Annotated in this window: 14 protein-coding genes; 6 read left to right on the top strand and 8 right to left on the bottom strand. The window is 71.8% G+C overall.

Going from position 1 to position 15,275, the window contains the following annotated elements; genetic code table 11:
* Positions 1-49 precede the first annotated feature (49 nt).
* The 3 genes from ACNJ93_RS28695 to ACNJ93_RS28705 all read right to left on the bottom strand — a co-directional run bounded on the left by ACNJ93_RS28695 (position 50) and on the right by ACNJ93_RS28705 (position 2,043).
* Positions 50-598 (bottom strand): phosphatase PAP2 family protein, encoded by a 549-nt coding sequence (locus ACNJ93_RS28695; RefSeq protein ID WP_418960362.1) that lies wholly within the window; start codon positions 596-598, stop codon positions 50-52.
* Between the two features lie 90 nt (positions 599-688).
* Positions 689-1,762 carry a YihY/virulence factor BrkB family protein gene (locus ACNJ93_RS28700; RefSeq protein ID WP_418960363.1) on the bottom strand — a complete coding sequence of 358 codons (1,074 nt, stop codon included), beginning with the start codon at positions 1,760-1,762 and terminating at the stop codon, positions 689-691.
* Positions 1,763-1,851: 89 nt separating this feature from the next.
* Positions 1,852-2,043, bottom strand: coding sequence for a hypothetical protein (locus ACNJ93_RS28705; protein ID WP_418960364.1), 192 nt, complete (start codon positions 2,041-2,043; stop codon positions 1,852-1,854).
* 302 nt (positions 2,044-2,345) lie between these two features.
* Here ACNJ93_RS28705 and ACNJ93_RS28710 point away from each other — a divergent pair, with 302 nt between their 5' ends.
* Positions 2,346-3,056, top strand: a complete 711-nt coding sequence (locus ACNJ93_RS28710) for a DUF6308 family protein (protein ID WP_418960365.1) — start codon at positions 2,346-2,348, stop codon at positions 3,054-3,056.
* A 337-nt stretch (positions 3,057-3,393) separates the two neighbouring features.
* On the opposite strand, the gene ACNJ93_RS28715 is transcribed toward ACNJ93_RS28710, so the two are convergent.
* Positions 3,394-4,020 carry a hypothetical protein gene (locus ACNJ93_RS28715; protein WP_418960366.1) on the bottom strand — a complete coding sequence of 209 codons (627 nt, stop codon included), beginning with the start codon at positions 4,018-4,020 and terminating at the stop codon, positions 3,394-3,396.
* A gap of 303 nt (positions 4,021-4,323) precedes the next feature.
* On the opposite strand from ACNJ93_RS28715, the gene ACNJ93_RS28720 reads away from it, so the two are divergent.
* The 5 genes from ACNJ93_RS28720 (at position 4,324) to ACNJ93_RS28740 (ending at position 9,956) form a co-directional block, all read left to right on the top strand.
* Entirely contained in the window at positions 4,324-5,280 is a 957-nt protein-coding gene (locus ACNJ93_RS28720; RefSeq protein ID WP_418960367.1) for a PASTA domain-containing protein, read from the top strand.
* A gap of 384 nt (positions 5,281-5,664) precedes the next feature.
* Positions 5,665-6,930 carry an MFS transporter gene (locus tag ACNJ93_RS28725; protein WP_418960368.1) on the top strand — a complete coding sequence of 422 codons (1,266 nt, stop codon included), beginning with the start codon at positions 5,665-5,667 and terminating at the stop codon, positions 6,928-6,930.
* 184 nt (positions 6,931-7,114) lie between these two features.
* Positions 7,115-8,215 (top strand): 5'/3'-nucleotidase SurE, encoded by a 1,101-nt coding sequence (gene surE, locus ACNJ93_RS28730; protein ID WP_418960369.1) that lies wholly within the window; start codon positions 7,115-7,117, stop codon positions 8,213-8,215.
* Positions 8,216-8,313: 98 nt separating this feature from the next.
* A complete protein-coding gene (locus ACNJ93_RS28735) occupies positions 8,314-9,813 on the top strand; it encodes a carboxylesterase/lipase family protein (protein ID WP_418960370.1) in 1,500 nt (499 codons plus the stop codon).
* The gene (locus ACNJ93_RS28740) at positions 9,810-9,956 is read left to right on the top strand and encodes a hypothetical protein (RefSeq protein ID WP_418960371.1); all 147 of its coding nucleotides are present in this window, start codon (positions 9,810-9,812) and stop codon (positions 9,954-9,956) included. Before ACNJ93_RS28735 ends, ACNJ93_RS28740 begins: the two co-directional genes overlap by 4 nt.
* Before the next feature lie 34 nt (positions 9,957-9,990).
* Here the strand turns inward: ACNJ93_RS28740 and ACNJ93_RS28745 are convergent, their stop codons facing one another.
* From ACNJ93_RS28745 to ACNJ93_RS28760, 4 genes are all read right to left on the bottom strand, one after another.
* Positions 9,991-10,494 (bottom strand): GNAT family N-acetyltransferase, encoded by a 504-nt coding sequence (locus tag ACNJ93_RS28745; RefSeq protein ID WP_418960372.1) that lies wholly within the window; start codon positions 10,492-10,494, stop codon positions 9,991-9,993.
* Between the two features lie 104 nt (positions 10,495-10,598).
* Positions 10,599-12,935, bottom strand: a complete 2,337-nt coding sequence (locus ACNJ93_RS28750) for an ATP-binding SpoIIE family protein phosphatase (protein WP_418960373.1) — start codon at positions 12,933-12,935, stop codon at positions 10,599-10,601.
* A gap of 70 nt (positions 12,936-13,005) precedes the next feature.
* A complete protein-coding gene (locus tag ACNJ93_RS28755) occupies positions 13,006-13,443 on the bottom strand; it encodes a hotdog domain-containing protein (protein WP_418960374.1) in 438 nt (145 codons plus the stop codon).
* Complete coding sequence (locus ACNJ93_RS28760) at positions 13,440-15,104, bottom strand: flavin-containing monooxygenase (RefSeq protein ID WP_418960375.1); 1,665 nt, start codon at positions 15,102-15,104, stop codon at positions 13,440-13,442. Before ACNJ93_RS28760 ends, ACNJ93_RS28755 begins: the two co-directional genes overlap by 4 nt.
* Between the last annotated feature and the right edge of the window lie 171 nt (positions 15,105-15,275).

Genomic DNA, 15,275 nt, shown 5'->3' on the forward strand with positions numbered 1-15,275 from the left:
CCGGACGGCAGCCGCCGGATCGGGGCGGCGTCACCGGCAGGTCGTACGGCTACAGCCAGTGGCGCAGGATCAGGCGCGGGGCGCGGTGGGTGAGCCAGGCGCTGGCCAGGCCGATGGCCGCGCCCGCGGCGACGTCCGTGGTGTAGTGGGCGCCGCTCTGCACGCGTTCGAAGGCCACCATGGCGGCCGGCACCGCGCACAGCGCGCCGGCCAGCGGCCACGCCGGAGCGACGGCGACGGTGAAGGCGACCGCGGCAGCGGTGTGCCCGGAGGGGAAGGAGGAGGAGTCGGGGCGGTCCTCGACCTCGTCAGGAGGGAACCACTCCTTCGGCGGCCGGGGCCGCTCGACCACCTGCTTGCACAGTCCGTTGGAGATCAGCTGGGCCATGGTCAGGGCGACAAGACCACGCACCGCCGCCTTGCGCCCCCGCCATCCGCCCCGCCAGGCCATCGCGGCGGCGGCGCCGCACCACAGCTTCGTGCCTTCCGCCGACTCCTCGACCGCGGAGAGCACCTTGCCGACGCCCGGCGGGACCCGGGACGCCGCCTGTCTGCTCAACGCCCGGTCAGCGTCGCGCAGTCCTGCCAGAAGCCTCATGAGACGCGGATATCCGCCGCTCACCCGCCCCACACCCCCGATATCAGCGCACAGCATGCGCCCAGCCGGCTGGTCACGTCTCGTCCAGGGTCACGTCTCGTCCAGGCGGCGCCGGTCCTCCTCGTCCCAGGTGCGGGTGTCACGGGGCTGGGTGTACGGCTCGGCATCCGGCGGCAGACCCCCGGCGATGGCCCGCTGGCGCACCGTCTCCGCGTCGAACTCCAGGCCCAGCAGGATCGCCAGGTTGGAGATCCACAGCCAGATGAGGAAGACGATGACGCCGGCCATGGTGCCGTACGTCTTGTTGTAGGAGGCGAAGTTCGCCAGGTAGAAGGCGAACCCGGCCGAGGCGATCATCCAGATCACCAGGGCGAGGAAGCTGCCCGGCGTGATCCAGCGGAACCCCTTCACCTTCGCGTTCGGGCTCGCCCAGTACAGGATCGCGATCATGACGGTGACCAGGACCACCAGCACCGGCCACTTCGCGATCGACCACACCGTCAGCGCGGTGTCGCCGATCCCCAGTGCCGTACCGGCCCGGCGGGCCAGGTCACCCGTGAACACCACGATCAGCGCGCTGGCCACGGCCAGCACCATCAGCACGACGGTCAGGCCCAGCCGTACGGGAAGGATCTTCCACACCGGGCGGCCCTCGGGCATGTCGTAGACGGCGTTCGACGCGCGGATGAACGCGGCCACATAACCGGAGGCCGACCACACCGCCAGCACGATGCCGACGACCGCCATGATCGAGCCGATGCCGGCGTTGCCCTGGAGCTGCTCCACGGCCCTGGTGATGATGTCGCGGGCCGGCCCGGGCGCCAGTTTCTGCAGGTTGGCCAGCACCGCGTCGGTCGTCGACCTGCCGGTGATGCCCAGCAGCGACACCAGCACCAGCAGCGCCGGGAACAGCGACAGCACCCCGTAATACGTCAGCGCCGCCGCGCGGTCGGTCAGCTCGTCGTCCTTGAACTCCCGAAGCGCGCCCTTGAACGCGCTGCCCCAGGCACGCCTCGGCAGCTTCCCCAGCGTGTCCGGGGCGCGCCGCTCCACCTCGGGCCCCGGCCCGACCTCGTCGGGTGCCGGCTCCGGGTGCGCCTGAGCCTGAGCCTGCGCCTGGTCACCCCGGCGTCCCTTACGTCCGGAAAGATGCAGCTTCGCCATACACCTCGGATAACCCGCCGGGACCGCCTTACGCCACCCCAAGGGCATCCGCTCGTATCGGCAGGCGCGGCAGGCGCGGCAAGACCCGCTCAGGCCGCGTCGCGGTGCCGGGGCGAGCGATCCGTGCTCCGTGGCCGGCTGGTGCTGTGGACCAGGCGCAGATGACGTCCACGGGCGTGCCGGGCCGTCCTCGGCCGGCCCGGCAGCCAGTCCTCGATGCGGTCCATTCCGTACAGCAGCAGGCCCATCACAGGCAGCAGCAACACAGCGACGGCGATCATGGTGACCGATCCCTCCAGTCGGCAACACTCCCCGTGTTTCCGCCGACCCCCCGGGCCAGCGGCCGACGCCTGTGAAGGTCTGGTGACCATCGCCGGGGAGGAGGCTCATGGCGGCCGACCTGTGCTGCCCGGCATGGAATGCGGTGGCGGAAGCATCGGACAGGGCAGCAGCCTGCTGCCTTCTGGGGATCGTGGATTGTCAGGGTCCATCGGCAACGCCTGGCCGCGGCGTATCGAGGCGGCCACTTCCGTGCGCAGGTCGCTGCCGCACCCTGCCAGGTGTGCAGTTCGGGGAGGGGTGGATGAGCGGACACACCGTGCGTGTCGGCGGACGAAGCGTGGCGCTGGACCAAGCCACGCAGTGGATAGGGCAGTACTTCGACGCTGAGGCGAACCGGGCGGCTGCGGTGGCCGCGAAGGGCCGACCGTATGCGTTCCCGGTCTACGACCGGATGGACACCGGAAGCGGGCCGAACGAACTCAACGACGGGGACCTGCCGGCACCGGCGTTGCTGAACGCCACGCCGAAGCTACATGCCGTCTTGAACCTCCAAGCAGTGCGCCCGGCCCTGGAGGCAGTGCTCACGGCGATCCCGCCAAGGCTCACGCTGCAGGATGCGGTCGCCTCCGGCGTGCACGCGGAGCCCTTGCGCCGCATTGGCTGCCTGCTCGACAGCCCGACCCCGATCCGCGGGGTGGGCGGAACGATTCTGATGAAGATCATGCATCGCAAGCGTCCGTTGTTCCTGCCGCTCTACGACACTCAGGTCTTTGCCTGCTACTGCGGCTCCGGTGATCGGTATCCGATCAAGAAGTCTCCCCAGCGCACCTGGGCGCAGTTCTTCCCACTTCTCGGCGATGCCGTGGCGCGTGACCTGAACGAGCAGCCGGAGACGTGGAAGACGCTGAGGGGATGTGTTCCGGACGACGTGAGCGTGCTGCGCGTATTGGATGTCGTGGCATGGAACCTGGGCAGCGGGACCGGGCGCGGACCAATGAGCGGGATGACTTGAGCGACGGCCAGGAGTGGGCCGGTCGGTGCACCCGCCGTCATGGCTGACTGTGGTCGGCTGCGGCTCAGCCCGCGAGCGCCGAGGCGGCCCGGCACCGGCGTCGCAGCCCCTGTGGTCGCCCGCGCCGACAAGCGCGCCACCGCCACCGACACGGCCGCCGGCTCGCCTTGTGGACCGGGCCGTGAAGGTGGCGAAGGCGGTGCGCGCCGGTGTGGAGCGCGGAGCGATCTCGGCACGCACGCAGTAACCGCACGCAGTAGCTGCACGCAGTCGGCCCCCGCCGGGTCCTTCCGGCAGGGGCCTGCCGCACCCTCGCCGTCCGGGTGCGCGATCGCGTTTAGGCGTAGACGTAGAAGTCGTACCCGGTGCAGACCTCCTCCGACCCCTTCACCAGGCACGCGTTGAGCATCATTCGGTGTCCCTCGGTGATGTCGCCGGTCTGCCACGGGGTCGTGTAGGGCGACGGGTGTCCCGCCGTCGAAGCCACGCGCCAGACCTGGGCGCTCATGACCCTCCCCTCGACGCCCCACCCCTCCGCCGTGTCGTCATGTGCCCGCAGCGCGTCTCCGGGGGTGCCGAAGCTGTCCGGGTCGGAGTGCCAGTTCACGTATCCGGCGTATTTGCCGTCGGCGTAGAGGTAAACGATGACCGAGTCGTAGTTCTGATACCAGCTCGTCGTGTAGGTGAGCCGGGGTGCTGCCGAAGCAGTGCCCGCGCCGGTGCTGAAGGAGACGCCGACCATCACGGCCGTCGCTGCCAGCAGTGTGGCAATCCGGTTCCACATCCTGGTCATGGGAAGCCCTTCCACATTCAAGCGATCAAAGTAAGGCGAGATCTTGTCAGGTTCAGGCCAGACTGACAACGGAAACGATCGTTCGTTGAGAGGGGAGGAGTTGGCCTCTGCGCCGTCCGGTGGACGGGGCGGGTGGAGGAGCCACTGGAGGTCGAGGGCGTCGGCTTTCATCGCCCCAGGCAGGGGAGGGGGAGCGCCCACGCCGCTACCCTCGCGGGGGCTGGTTTGGTCCGGGAGTGCGCGCCGCGCCGGCGAACCCGCTGGTACCGGCGCGGAACCGTCACCCGCCTTGCTCGCCGCGGCACATGAGGGGACCACCCGGAAGGGTGGGTTCCACCTCTGCGTACGATGCGGGTCGTCAGCTTTCGTATGGAGGAAAGGCTCCGCGCCACCATGTCCGGCCCCCAGAGCCATGAGTCCTCCCCGTCTCCGTCCTCTGCCCCCGGCTCCTGGTGGCAGACAGGCGCGGCACGCGTGGGAGCCGTCGCCGCCGTCCCCCTGCTGGGGCTGGTGAACGACCGGCTCGGCGGGATGGCGCTCCTCGTCGCTCTGATCCTCTTGTGGTGGCGCAACCCATGGCCCAGATCGGGCAGAGTCGTCGCGTCGGTCGCGGCGATGGCCCTCCTCGGGGCGGTGCTCCCCGAGCAGCCCGCCGACGCCCCGGCCCGGGCGGCGAACGCCGGGGCCGCGAAGCCGCCCACGCGCCCGAGCCGCGTCCCCACCGCCGCTCGGGCGACGCCCGGGGCCACCATGCCCACGCTGCCCGACTTCACGGGCGACTCGCTGGACGTGGCCTTCCCGAAGTCGCGGAGGAAGGGCTTCACGGTCATCTACCACGACGCCTCGGACCAGAACCGGGAGGTGACGGGCCGTTCGCTGTGGAAGGTCTGCTTCCAGGTGACCGGCGGATCGCCCGAGGACCCGATCGTGGACTTCGGTGTCGTACGCCGCGAGGAACCGTGCCCCGCGGCCGAGGGTCGGACGGTGCCGTGGAAGAAGATGCCCGACGTCCTGGGGCTGACGTGGCGCGCCGCCGTTCCGAAGGTGACGGCCGCAGGCGTGCCCGAGGACGACGTGCACGCCAAGGCGGCGTACCTCAACGACACGCTCCCCCGGGAGGGCGAGTACGACGACTGGCGCGTGTGCCGGCAGGACCCGGCGGGCGGCGATCCCCTCACCGACGAGGTGTACCTCGTGAGCCTCGCGCTCTCCTCGCCCGACCATGGCTGCCCCGCCCCCGACCGGGGCAGGGACGCCTACCTGCCCGACCGGGACGACGACGGCGACCCGGACTACCTCGACCCGTACCCCGGCGACCGGAACCGCACGAGGCTGTACCCGAACGGGATCCCGGGCGATACGGGTGGCTCCGGAGGCTCTGGTGGGTCCGGCGACGGCTGGCGCATCTGCCGCCACACGCGCTGGTGCTGACGACGCCTGTGCTGACGACGCCTGTGCTGACGGCGCCTGTGCTGACGGCGCCTTGACGCGGTGTCGTCGGGGGCCCGGCTGATCCCTGCGGGCGACCGGCGCGGTCCACTTCACAGCTCCGCCGAGCTCGTCCAGGACCGGGATCTGCTCCCGTGAGGCGCCGCCCCCGCGCGGAGAGCCGGATCCGTCGGTGACACGTGACATCACTGCCGCCTCCGGCTTGTGCGCGAGGTCTATCGCGCCGGTCGGATCGGTGCTACACAAGTGTCCCGCCGCGATGACACGTGTAACCAACGTGTCGACCGGCCTCCCCGTCACGTCCCCATGCGCCCGCGCGGCCACGTCCCGCCGCCCGTGCTCCCCGCCGCCACGAGGAAGCCCGTCATGAGCAGATCCGACGTACCAAGAACGGCCCCCGACGCCCTCCATCAGGAGGTCGCCTCCCCACCCGGCGGCGGTGCGCTCGCCCGGTTGCTGGCCATGCTGGCCGTCGGGAACACCGCGATGTTCATGGTCTACATGGGCGTCGGCCAGGTGCTGCTGCCCGTGCAGGTGGAGCTGCTGGACCCGGCGGACAAGGTCGCCAACCTCGGCCTCGTCTCCGGTGTCTCCGCGGTCTTCGCCACGCTCTTCAACCCGCTCGCCGGGCTGCTGTCGGACCGATCCCGGCGGCGCAATCCGTGGATCCTGGGCGGCGGACTGGCCGCGCTCGGCGCGCTCGCCCTCCTCGGCGCCATGCGCACCCTCTTGCTGGTCACCATCGGCTGGTGCCTCGTCCAGGCGATGATGAACGTCTACCAGGCGGCGATCACCGCCGTCGTCCCCGACCGCGTCCCGGTCGAGCGCCGTGGCCTCGCCTCCGCCATGGTCGGCATCGGCACCCCGCTCGGCGTGATCGGCGGCGTCACGCTCGCCGCGTCCTTCGTGCCCGACGGCATCCGCACGGGCTACCTCGCCCTGGGCGCCGTGATCGCCGTCGTGGCCGTGCTGTTCACGGCGCTGGTGCGCGAGCAGCGCCTTCCGGCCGTGGAGTCCGTACCGCTGGGCCGGCAGTTCGCGGCCTTCGGCGCGGCCCTGAAGGCCGGTGACTTCCGCTGGGCGTTCATCGGCCGGTTCCTGATGATGCTCGGCTACTTCATGGTGACGCTGTTCCAGCTGTACATCCTGCAGGACCACATCAGCCTGCCCGCGGAGATCGAGCCCGCCGCGGCCGTGGCGATCCTCTCCCCGGTGAACGCCGTGTGCATGCTGCTGGCCACGGTCGTCGGCGGACTGCTGTCCGACCGCATCGGGCGGCGCAAGCCGTTCATCGCCGTCTCCTGCGTGCTCACCGCGATCGGCATGCTGATCCCGGTGGTCAGCCCTTCCTGGACGGGCATGCTCGCCTTCGCCGTCGTCACCGGGCTGTCCTTCGGCTGCTTCATGGCGGTGGACACCGCCCTGGTCACCCTGGTCCTGCCGAGCGCCGACGACGCGGCCCGGGACATGGGCGTCCTCAACATCGCCAACGCCGGCCCCCAGATCATCGGCCCGTTCCTGGCCTCCCTCGTGGTCGCCTCCCTCGGCGGCTACAACGGCCTGTTCGCCGCAGGCGCGTTGATCACCGTCGTCGGCGCCCTGTCCGTCGTCCCGATCCGCGGGGTGCGCTGACCGCGCCCGTCCCGTTTTTCTCCCGAGCGACGTGCCGAACAGCACCGACCACCCGCGCTTCCCGTACGGGGCCGGGCTGGACCTCTGAGACCACCGGGGGCGGCAACCTGACCGCCCCGCTCGCCGCCCCCGGTCCCCGTCATGCGCTCGCCCGACCACCCCAGCCGCACGAAGGACCGCCGCCATGACCCGCACCCGTACCCGCCCCCGCACCCTCCTCACCCTCACCACGACCACCGTCCTCGCCTGCACGGGCGTCGCCGCCTACGCCACCGCCGCCCCGGCGGCGCAGCCTGGGCAGCCCCGGCCGCTCGCCGGACTGAAGGTGCTGCTCACCAACGACGACTCCATGCGGGCCGCCAAGCCGAACAACTCCGACGGCCTGGGCCTCTACGAGCTCCGCAAGGCCCTGTGCGGTGCCGGCGCCGACGTCGTCACCCTCGCGCCCTGGCAGGTGCAGTCCGGCAAGGGGACCGCCGTCACCAACGGCGGCACGCTCTCCCTCAGCCACCGCACCCAACTGCCCGCCGGGTACGAGGACGACTGCTCCGGCACCCCTTCCGGGTCGCCCGTCCACGGCGTCTGCCTGGCCACCGGCCCCTGCGGACCCGAGTCGCCCAGCGCCACCCCGAGCGACACCGTCAAGTTCGCGCTGCGCGGCGGCCTCGCGGCCAAGGCCGGGTGGAAGGACGGCCCCGACCTCGTCGTCACCGGGATCAACTCCGGCCCCAACGTGAGCGCCCAGGTCAACGACTCCGGCACCGTCGGCGCGGCGCTCGCTGCCCTCGACGAGGGCGTGCCCGCGGTCGCCTTCTCCTCCTCCGGCGACGCGAGCCAGTCGACCTTCCCGGTCGCCAACTACCGGGCCCACGCCCGCTTCGCCGCCGGTTTCCTCGCCGGGCTGCGCGAACGCGGCCTCTTCACCGACCGGTTCGCCCTCAAGGTCGACTACCCGGACGTGAGTGCCGGGCAGAAGGCCGGGCCCCCGGTGTGGACGAGCATCGGCCACGGCAAGTTCGTCTGGCACGCCTACGAGGCGCGCACCCCGGGGGAGTCGGGCGGTGACCTCTTCGACATCGTCCTCGGTGTCTGCGACCACAAGCCCGCCAGCGCGTGCACCGAGACCGTCGAGGACGCCGACTCCACCGCCCTGCTCGACAAAGGCCACATCACCGTCGCTCCGGTCACCGCCGATCGCACCTACGGCGTTCGCACCAGCGGTGCCGGGCAGCGGGACCTCGCCCGTCTGGAGCGGTACGTCGAGCACCACGCTCCCCGCTCCTGACCCAGGCCGGCCGTCCGCGGACCCCGACCTGACCACGGGTCCGCGGACGGCCTCCCACCCCACCGCCACAACCGCACGACCGCCCGGAGGGCAGCCCCATGACCACGTCCCCTCAGCCCGTCGTCCGTACGAGTGCCGGCCCCGTCCGCGGCGAGCGCCGCGCCGGCGGAGCACGGTTCCTGGGCATCCCGTACGCCCAACCGCCCGTCGGCCCGCTGCGGTTCGCCGCCCCCGTACCGCCGGAGCCCTGGACGGAGGTGCGCGAGGCGACGTCGTACGGGCCGACCGCACAGCGCCGCCCGCTGTTCGAGGTCACCACCATCCCCGAGCCGAGCATCCCGGGCACGGGCACGCTCAACCTCAACGTCTTCACCCCGGACCCGTCACCCGAGGCGGCTCATCCGGTCCTGGTGTGGATCCACGGGGGCGGGTTCCTCGCCGGCAGCGCGGCCAGCCCCTGGTACGACGGAGCCGCGTTCAACCGGGACGGCGTCGTCGTGGTCTCGCTCGGCTACCGGCTCGGCGTCGAGGGCTTCCTGCACCTGCCGGACGCCCCCGACAACCGGGGCGTGCTCGACTGGATCGCCGCCCTGGAGTGGGTCCAGGAGAACATCGCGGCCTTCGGGGGCGACCCGCGCAAGGTCACGATCGCCGGCCAGTCGGCGGGCGGCGGCGCCGTGCAGACCCTCCTCGCCACGCCCGCGGCCCGCGGCCTGTTCCGCGCCGCGATCTCGGTGTCCGGCGCCGTGATGCAGCCCCAGGGGCGGGAGGTGGCCGAGGCCGTCACCCGTCTGTTCACCGCCCGTACCGGCGTCCCGGCGACCGCCGCGGCGCTCCAGGACCTGACGGACGCCGAACTGCTCGCCCACCAGAACGCGTTGACCGCCCCCGATGCCGGCGGGGGAGTGCTCCCCATGCTCGCCCTGGCCCCCTTCGCCGACGGCGAGTTGATCCCCCGGGCGGTGCCGGAGGCGCTGTGTGGCGGCGCCGAGGCCGGTGCGGACGTACCTCTCATGGCCGGCTTCACCGCGCACGAGTTCAACGCCCTCCCGCAGCCGGGCGCCACCGAGGCCGACGTACGGGCGATGCTCGCCGCCCTCGGCCTCGACGAGGCGGGCGTCCGGCTCTTCCTCGACACGTACGCCACCGAGGCCGGCGCCCCGGCGGCCCTGATCGGCCAGGCGATCACGGACACCACCTTCCGCGCCCCCGCGCTGGAGATCGCGGACGCCCGCTCTCGGCTCGGCCGGCCGACCTGGCTCTACCAGTTCGAATGGTCCGGCAGGGCACCGGGCTTCGGGGGAGCGGCGTACCACTGCATCGACCTGCCGTTCGCCTTCGACCTCCTCGACGCGGAAGGGGTCACCGCCGCCCTCGGCGAGCACCCGCCCCAGCAGCTCGCCGACGCGATGCACGCCGCCTGGGTGGCGTTCGTCCGCGACCTCGACCCGGGCGCGGACTGGCCTCGGTACAGCGCCGAGGGACGGGAGACCATGCTGTGGAACGACCCCTCGCGCGTCGCCACAGACCCACTCCGTCCCGTCCGTGAGATCTGGGGGCGGGCCCGTAGGGCCTCCGATGATCTCACCGAGCAGTGAGCCGGCACGACGGCGAGCACTCGTTGACGTTCGAGGCCGGCGGCACCACGGTCGCCGAGGAGGACCTCCCCGACGTTCTGGGGGCCGCCTTCGGGCGGAATCCTGACGGCACCACCATCGGCCACCCGCACGCGGCCCTGTGACCTCGCCAGCCGACAGCACCCGGCGAGATCGGCATCACGGCAAGGAGCGGGTGAGCCAGGCGACTTCGCCGTTCTCCTCCGTGGAGACGTGATCGTGCTCGAAGCCGAGCTTTTCGAGGACGCGGAGGGACGGGGTGTTCCAGGTCGCCACGGTCGACCAGAGTCGTTTCCGTCCGGTCGCGGCGGCGGCGTCGACGACCGCGCGGGCCGCTTCCGTGGCGTAGCCGTTGCCGTGGACGCGCTGGAACAGCTCGTACGCGATTTCCGGCTCCTCCAGGGTGCAGCGGCCGACGATCAGCCCGCAGTAGCCGATGAAGTCGCCTTCCTCGCGGCGCTGGATGGGCAGCAGGGCGATCCCGGTGGTATCCGACTCGGAGAGGAACTCCGTGATGGAGTTCCGGATGCGCTCGACCGGCGGGGTGCCGTTGCCGCGTTCGGCGAGGAGGGCGCTGAACTCGGCGGCGTCCGACTCGGCCCACGGCCGGAGGATCAGGCGCTCGGTCTCGAGGTGGAACGGCATCGGGTCGTAGGTGGTCATGTCGGCCACTCTGCCGTACGGCTTCCGCCAACTGTCGCCCGGGACAGGAAGTTTGGTCCCTGAGCCGTGGTGCCTCCTCTGCCGACGGCGGCCGCCGTCGGCGCTCAGAGGTCGTACGGGGCGGACCCCTCGGCGGGGAGCGGCAGCTCCGCCCAGATGACCTTGCCCTCGCGCGTGTGCCGGGTGCCCCAGCGCCGGGCGCACTGGGCGACGAGGAGCAGGCCGCGGCCGCCCTCGTCGAAGGTCCGGGCGCGGCGCAGGTGGGGCGCCGTACCGCTGCCGTCGAAGACCTCGCAGGTGAGCGTGGATTGACGGATCAGGCGGAGCTGGATGGGGCTTTGGCCGTAGCGGATCGCGTTCGTCACGAGTTCGCTGACGACGAGTTCCGTGGTGAAGGAGAGGTCGTCCAGGCCCCAGGCGGTCAGTGTGGCGGAGGCGAACCGGCGGGCCCCGGAGACCGCCGCCGGGTCGGACGGGAGGTCGAGCGTCGCGACGTGGCCGGGGTCGAGCGTCAGCGTGCGCGCCACCAGGAGGGCGACGTCGTCCGCGGGGCGGGTGGGCAGGAGGGCGGCGAGGAGGCGGTCGCAGACCTCGTCCGGCGACTCCGGTGCTGTGGCCAGGACCTCGCGCAGAGTCGCCCGGGCCTCGTCCACGTCCCGCGTGCGGCTCGCGATGAGGCCGTCGGTGTACAGCGCCAGGAGGCTGCCTTCCGGCAGCGTGAACTGCGTGGTCTCGAAGGGCAGTCCGCCGAGGCCGAGGGGAGGACCGATCGGCATGTCCGGGAAGGTGACCGATCTGAGGGCCGGGCCGTCGCCGCGGGGAAGTGCCGGACCGTCGCCGTCGGAAAGGGGCCGGTTGTCGTCGTCGGAAGGGGCCCGGTCGTTGGCGTCGGAAAGGGCCGGGTCGTTGCCGTCGCCGTCGCGGTCGACGCCCTCGCCCTCGCCGGGAAGGCCCCGGTCGTCGCCCCCGGCGAGGCCCCGGTCGTCACCCGCCGGCGGACCCGCCACCGCCGGCAGTACGTGGCCGGCGCTGGCCAGGGAGCACAGGCGGGAGACGGGGTCGTAGACCGCGTACAGGCACGTGGCGCTGGTCTCGCCCGCTTCCTGGCCCTCCTCGTGCTGGAGCCGGATGACCACGTCGTCGAGGTGCGTGAGCAGTTCGTCGGGCATCAGGTCGATGTCGGCGAAGGCGCGCACGGCGGTGCGCAGGCGGCCCATCGTGGCGGAGGCGTGCAGGCCGCGGCCGACGACGTCGCCCACGACGAGCGCGACGCGGGCTCCGGACAGGGGGATCACGTCGTACCAGTCCCCGCCCACGCCCGCGCGCGACCCGCTGGGGAGGTAGCGGGAGGCGGCGACGACCGCGGACTGCTCCACCGCGTGCTGCGGCAGTAGGCTGCGCTGGAGGGTGAGCGCGGTGGTGTGCTCGTGGGTGTACCGCCGCGCGTTGTCGAGGTACACCGCCGCCCTGGCCGCGATCTCCCCGGCGATGAGCAGATCGTCCTCGTCGAACGGTGCCGTGGTCGCGTCCCGGAGGAACTGCACCAGGCCGAGGGTGTCGCCGCGGGCCAGGAGGGGCACCAGGAGGGCCGAGTGGACACCGTCCGCAGAGCGCACGCCGTCGGCAGGCGCGGGGAGGTCGGCCGACGGGGCGCTGTAGAGCTCCGGCCGGCCGGTGGCGAGCGCGCGCGCCTGCTCCGACCGGGCCGGATACGTGTGCGTCCGGTCCGGAGCGATGAGGGAAGAGGCGTCGCCCGACGCGGACCGCTGGGCGACGCGGCGGAGCAGCGGCGGGTCCGACGGCGGGTGGGTGCCGTCGTCGGGGAGGACGGAGACGAGCATGTCGACGGTGACGTGGTCGGCGAAGTCGTCGATGCCGACGTCCGCCAGTTCCTGAGCGGTCCGGCGGATGTCGAGCGTCGTGCCGATCCGCCGGCCGGCGTCGTTGGTCATGACGAGCCGCCGCTGCAGCCGCCGGTCGCGTTCCTCCTGGTAGGCGAGGACGACGCGTTCGGAGGTGCGGTCGACGTACGCGAAACCCGCGGTCATCAGGCGCGTCGACGCGGCGTTGATCAGGTCGGGGTCGTCGGTGAGGCGGGGAACCTCCGCCTGGATCAGCTGGAACAGGCCGATGTGGCCCAGCCGGTAGGCGCGCAGGAGCGTGCTCACCGGCACGCCGCTCCGGGCGAAACGGCGCGCCAGCTCCAGGGAGTTGGACGGGGCGGCGACCTCCGTCGCGTCGAGGCCCTGCTCGAGCATGTGCAGGAACGTGGTGACGTGCGCGGCCGTCTCCTTGGTGGCGAGGACGGCGATGTCCTCGTACTGCCACAGCTCGGGAAGCTCGCCGCGCACGCTCTGCAGCAGTACGTCGACCGATTCGTCCGTCCGCGGTCGGAGCTCCTGAGCCAGGCGGCGCAGGAACGCGTCGACGTCGGTCCTCATATGGGCATTGTGCGAGCGTATGAGGCCACCCGCCACCGGGCCGCGGCCCGGCGGGGCCCGGCGGCGGCGGTCACCGGGCCGGTCGTCCAGCTCCGCTGCGACCGGCCATGGGCGCCGCCTCCGAGGGGCACCGGGCCGGTGTCGCGGCGTCGGCCGGTACGACGGCGGTTCCCCGGGCCCGGGTGGCCACGATGGGCTCCGCCAGCACTTCGGCGCGGCCGGTGTCGTCCACCGAGCGGCAGATGATCCGGAGCTCGAAGTCGACGGTCCGGCTGCGGGTCCCCTTCGACGCCAGGCGTGCCTCGGCCTCGACGACGTCGCCGCCCCGGACGGGGGCGAGGAACTCGACCGACGAGTACCCCGCGAACAGGCTCTCGTGGCCGTCGACGGTGATCGCCAGGTGTGTTCCGGCGTCTCCGAACAGCTTCAGCCCGAAGGCCCCGTCGACCAGGTTTCCCGCGTAGTGCGCGTCGGAGTGGGCGACGTAGCGCTGGTGCACGACCTTCATGCGATCTCCTCGTCGATCCGGCCGATGCGGCGGGCGACGGTTGTGCCGTCGAGGGTGACGCCCGGGTAGCCCTGCTTGGCGAGGTGGGTGCACATCCGGCGGTACTTGCCGACACCGCCCACATAGCCGAGGAACGTCGTCGGCTTGCCGGTGACGTTCGAACCCCGGTACCAGGAGTCGGTGGTCGCGTACAGCGTCTGGCTGACGGTGTCCTCGGTGATCCTCACCCAGTCGTCCTGGGCTTCGGCCGTCGCCTCGACGACCTCGGCGCCGGCCGCTTTCGCGTGTCCGATCAGATCGGCGATCCAGTCGACGGCCTGCTCGATCGTGACCACGACATTGCTGGCCAGCGCCGGGCTCTGCGGGCCGCCGATCATGAAGAAGTTCGGGAACCCGGCGGTCATGATGCCCAGAAACGTCCGGACCCCGTCGCTCCACGCGTCCTGCAGCCTGCCGTACTCCGGGCCCGAGATGTTGAGCGCGTACAGCGGGCCGGTGAAGGCGTCGAAGCCGATCGCCAGCACGACGGCGTCGACCTCGTACGAGCCGCCCGCGGTGACGATGCTGTCGCTCGTCATGGTTTCGATCGGCTCGTCGCGCAAAGAGACCACCGAGACGTTCGGGCGGTTGAACGTCTCGTAGTAGTCGGTGCCGAAACAGCTGCGCTTCGCGCCGAGCGGGTGGAAGCGGGGCTCGAGGACGGCGGCGGTCTCGGGGTCCTGGACGATCTGGCGGATCTTCTCGCGCACGAACTCCGCCGCGGTCTCGTTGGCCCGCGCGTCGGTCAGCAGATCGGAGAACTCGCCGCCGACACCGTTGAATCCGCTGCGCTCGTAGGCCCGCTCGTAGCGCTCGCGCCGCTCCTCGTCGGAGACGTCGAACGCCGCGGCGTCCGGGATGCGGTCCGGGATCCCGCCGAGGGAGTGGCGACACTCCTCGCGGATCGCCGGGTAGTTGCTCTTGATCTCGTCGACGACCTCCGGGGCCAGCGGGGCGTTCCGGGCCGGGAACACGTAGTTGGGGGTGCGCTGGAACACGGTGAGGTGCTCGGCGACCTCGGCGATGAGCGGAATGCACTGGACCGCGGACGATCCGGTGCCGATCACGGCGACGCGCTTGCCCGCGAGGTCGCTCAGCGGGATGTTCCACCGGCTCGTCGACACGGTGGTCCCGGAGAAGTTCTCCAGGCCCGGCACGTCGAAGTCCTTGGGTGTGGAAAGGCCGCCCGAGCCGGCGAGCAGGTAGCGGCCGCGGCGGGTCTCACCGGAGTCGAGGGCCACCTCCCAGAGCCGCTCCTCCGGGAGCCAGGTCGCGGAGGTCACCCGGGTGTTGAAGCGGAAGTGCCGGCGCAGGTCGAAGCGGTCGGCGACATGATCGATGTAGCTGAGGATCTCGGCCTGGGGCGCGAAGCGCTCGCTCCACGTCCATTCCTGCTGCAGCTCCTCGCTGAACGAGTACGAGTAGTAGACGCTCTCGACGTCGCAGCGCGCACCGGGGTACGTGTTCCAGTACCACGTGCCGCCGACCGTCGGCGCGAGCTCGAATCCGGCGAACGACCAGCCCTTCTCGGCGACCTTGTAGGCGGCGTAGAGGCCGGAGAATCCCGCACCGACACAGAGGACGTCGACGACGGGGGCGGCGGCTGGAGTCTTGTCAGTCATGCATCTGCCTTCGGGTAGGGGAGGGGACGCGCCCGGGCGCGAACGCGCCTGGCGCGTGGCGGGGTGTCCGGCGATGGCTGCGGCGGGGGACGATCACCCTCGGCCGCCGCGTATTAGTCAAATGACTTAGTCGTATGACCAACAGAGGCTAATCAGCAGTCCGAGCGGTCG

This window comes from Streptomyces tritici, assembly GCF_048500665.1.
In the GTDB taxonomy this organism is placed as follows: domain Bacteria; phylum Actinomycetota; class Actinomycetes; order Streptomycetales; family Streptomycetaceae; genus Streptomyces; species Streptomyces tritici.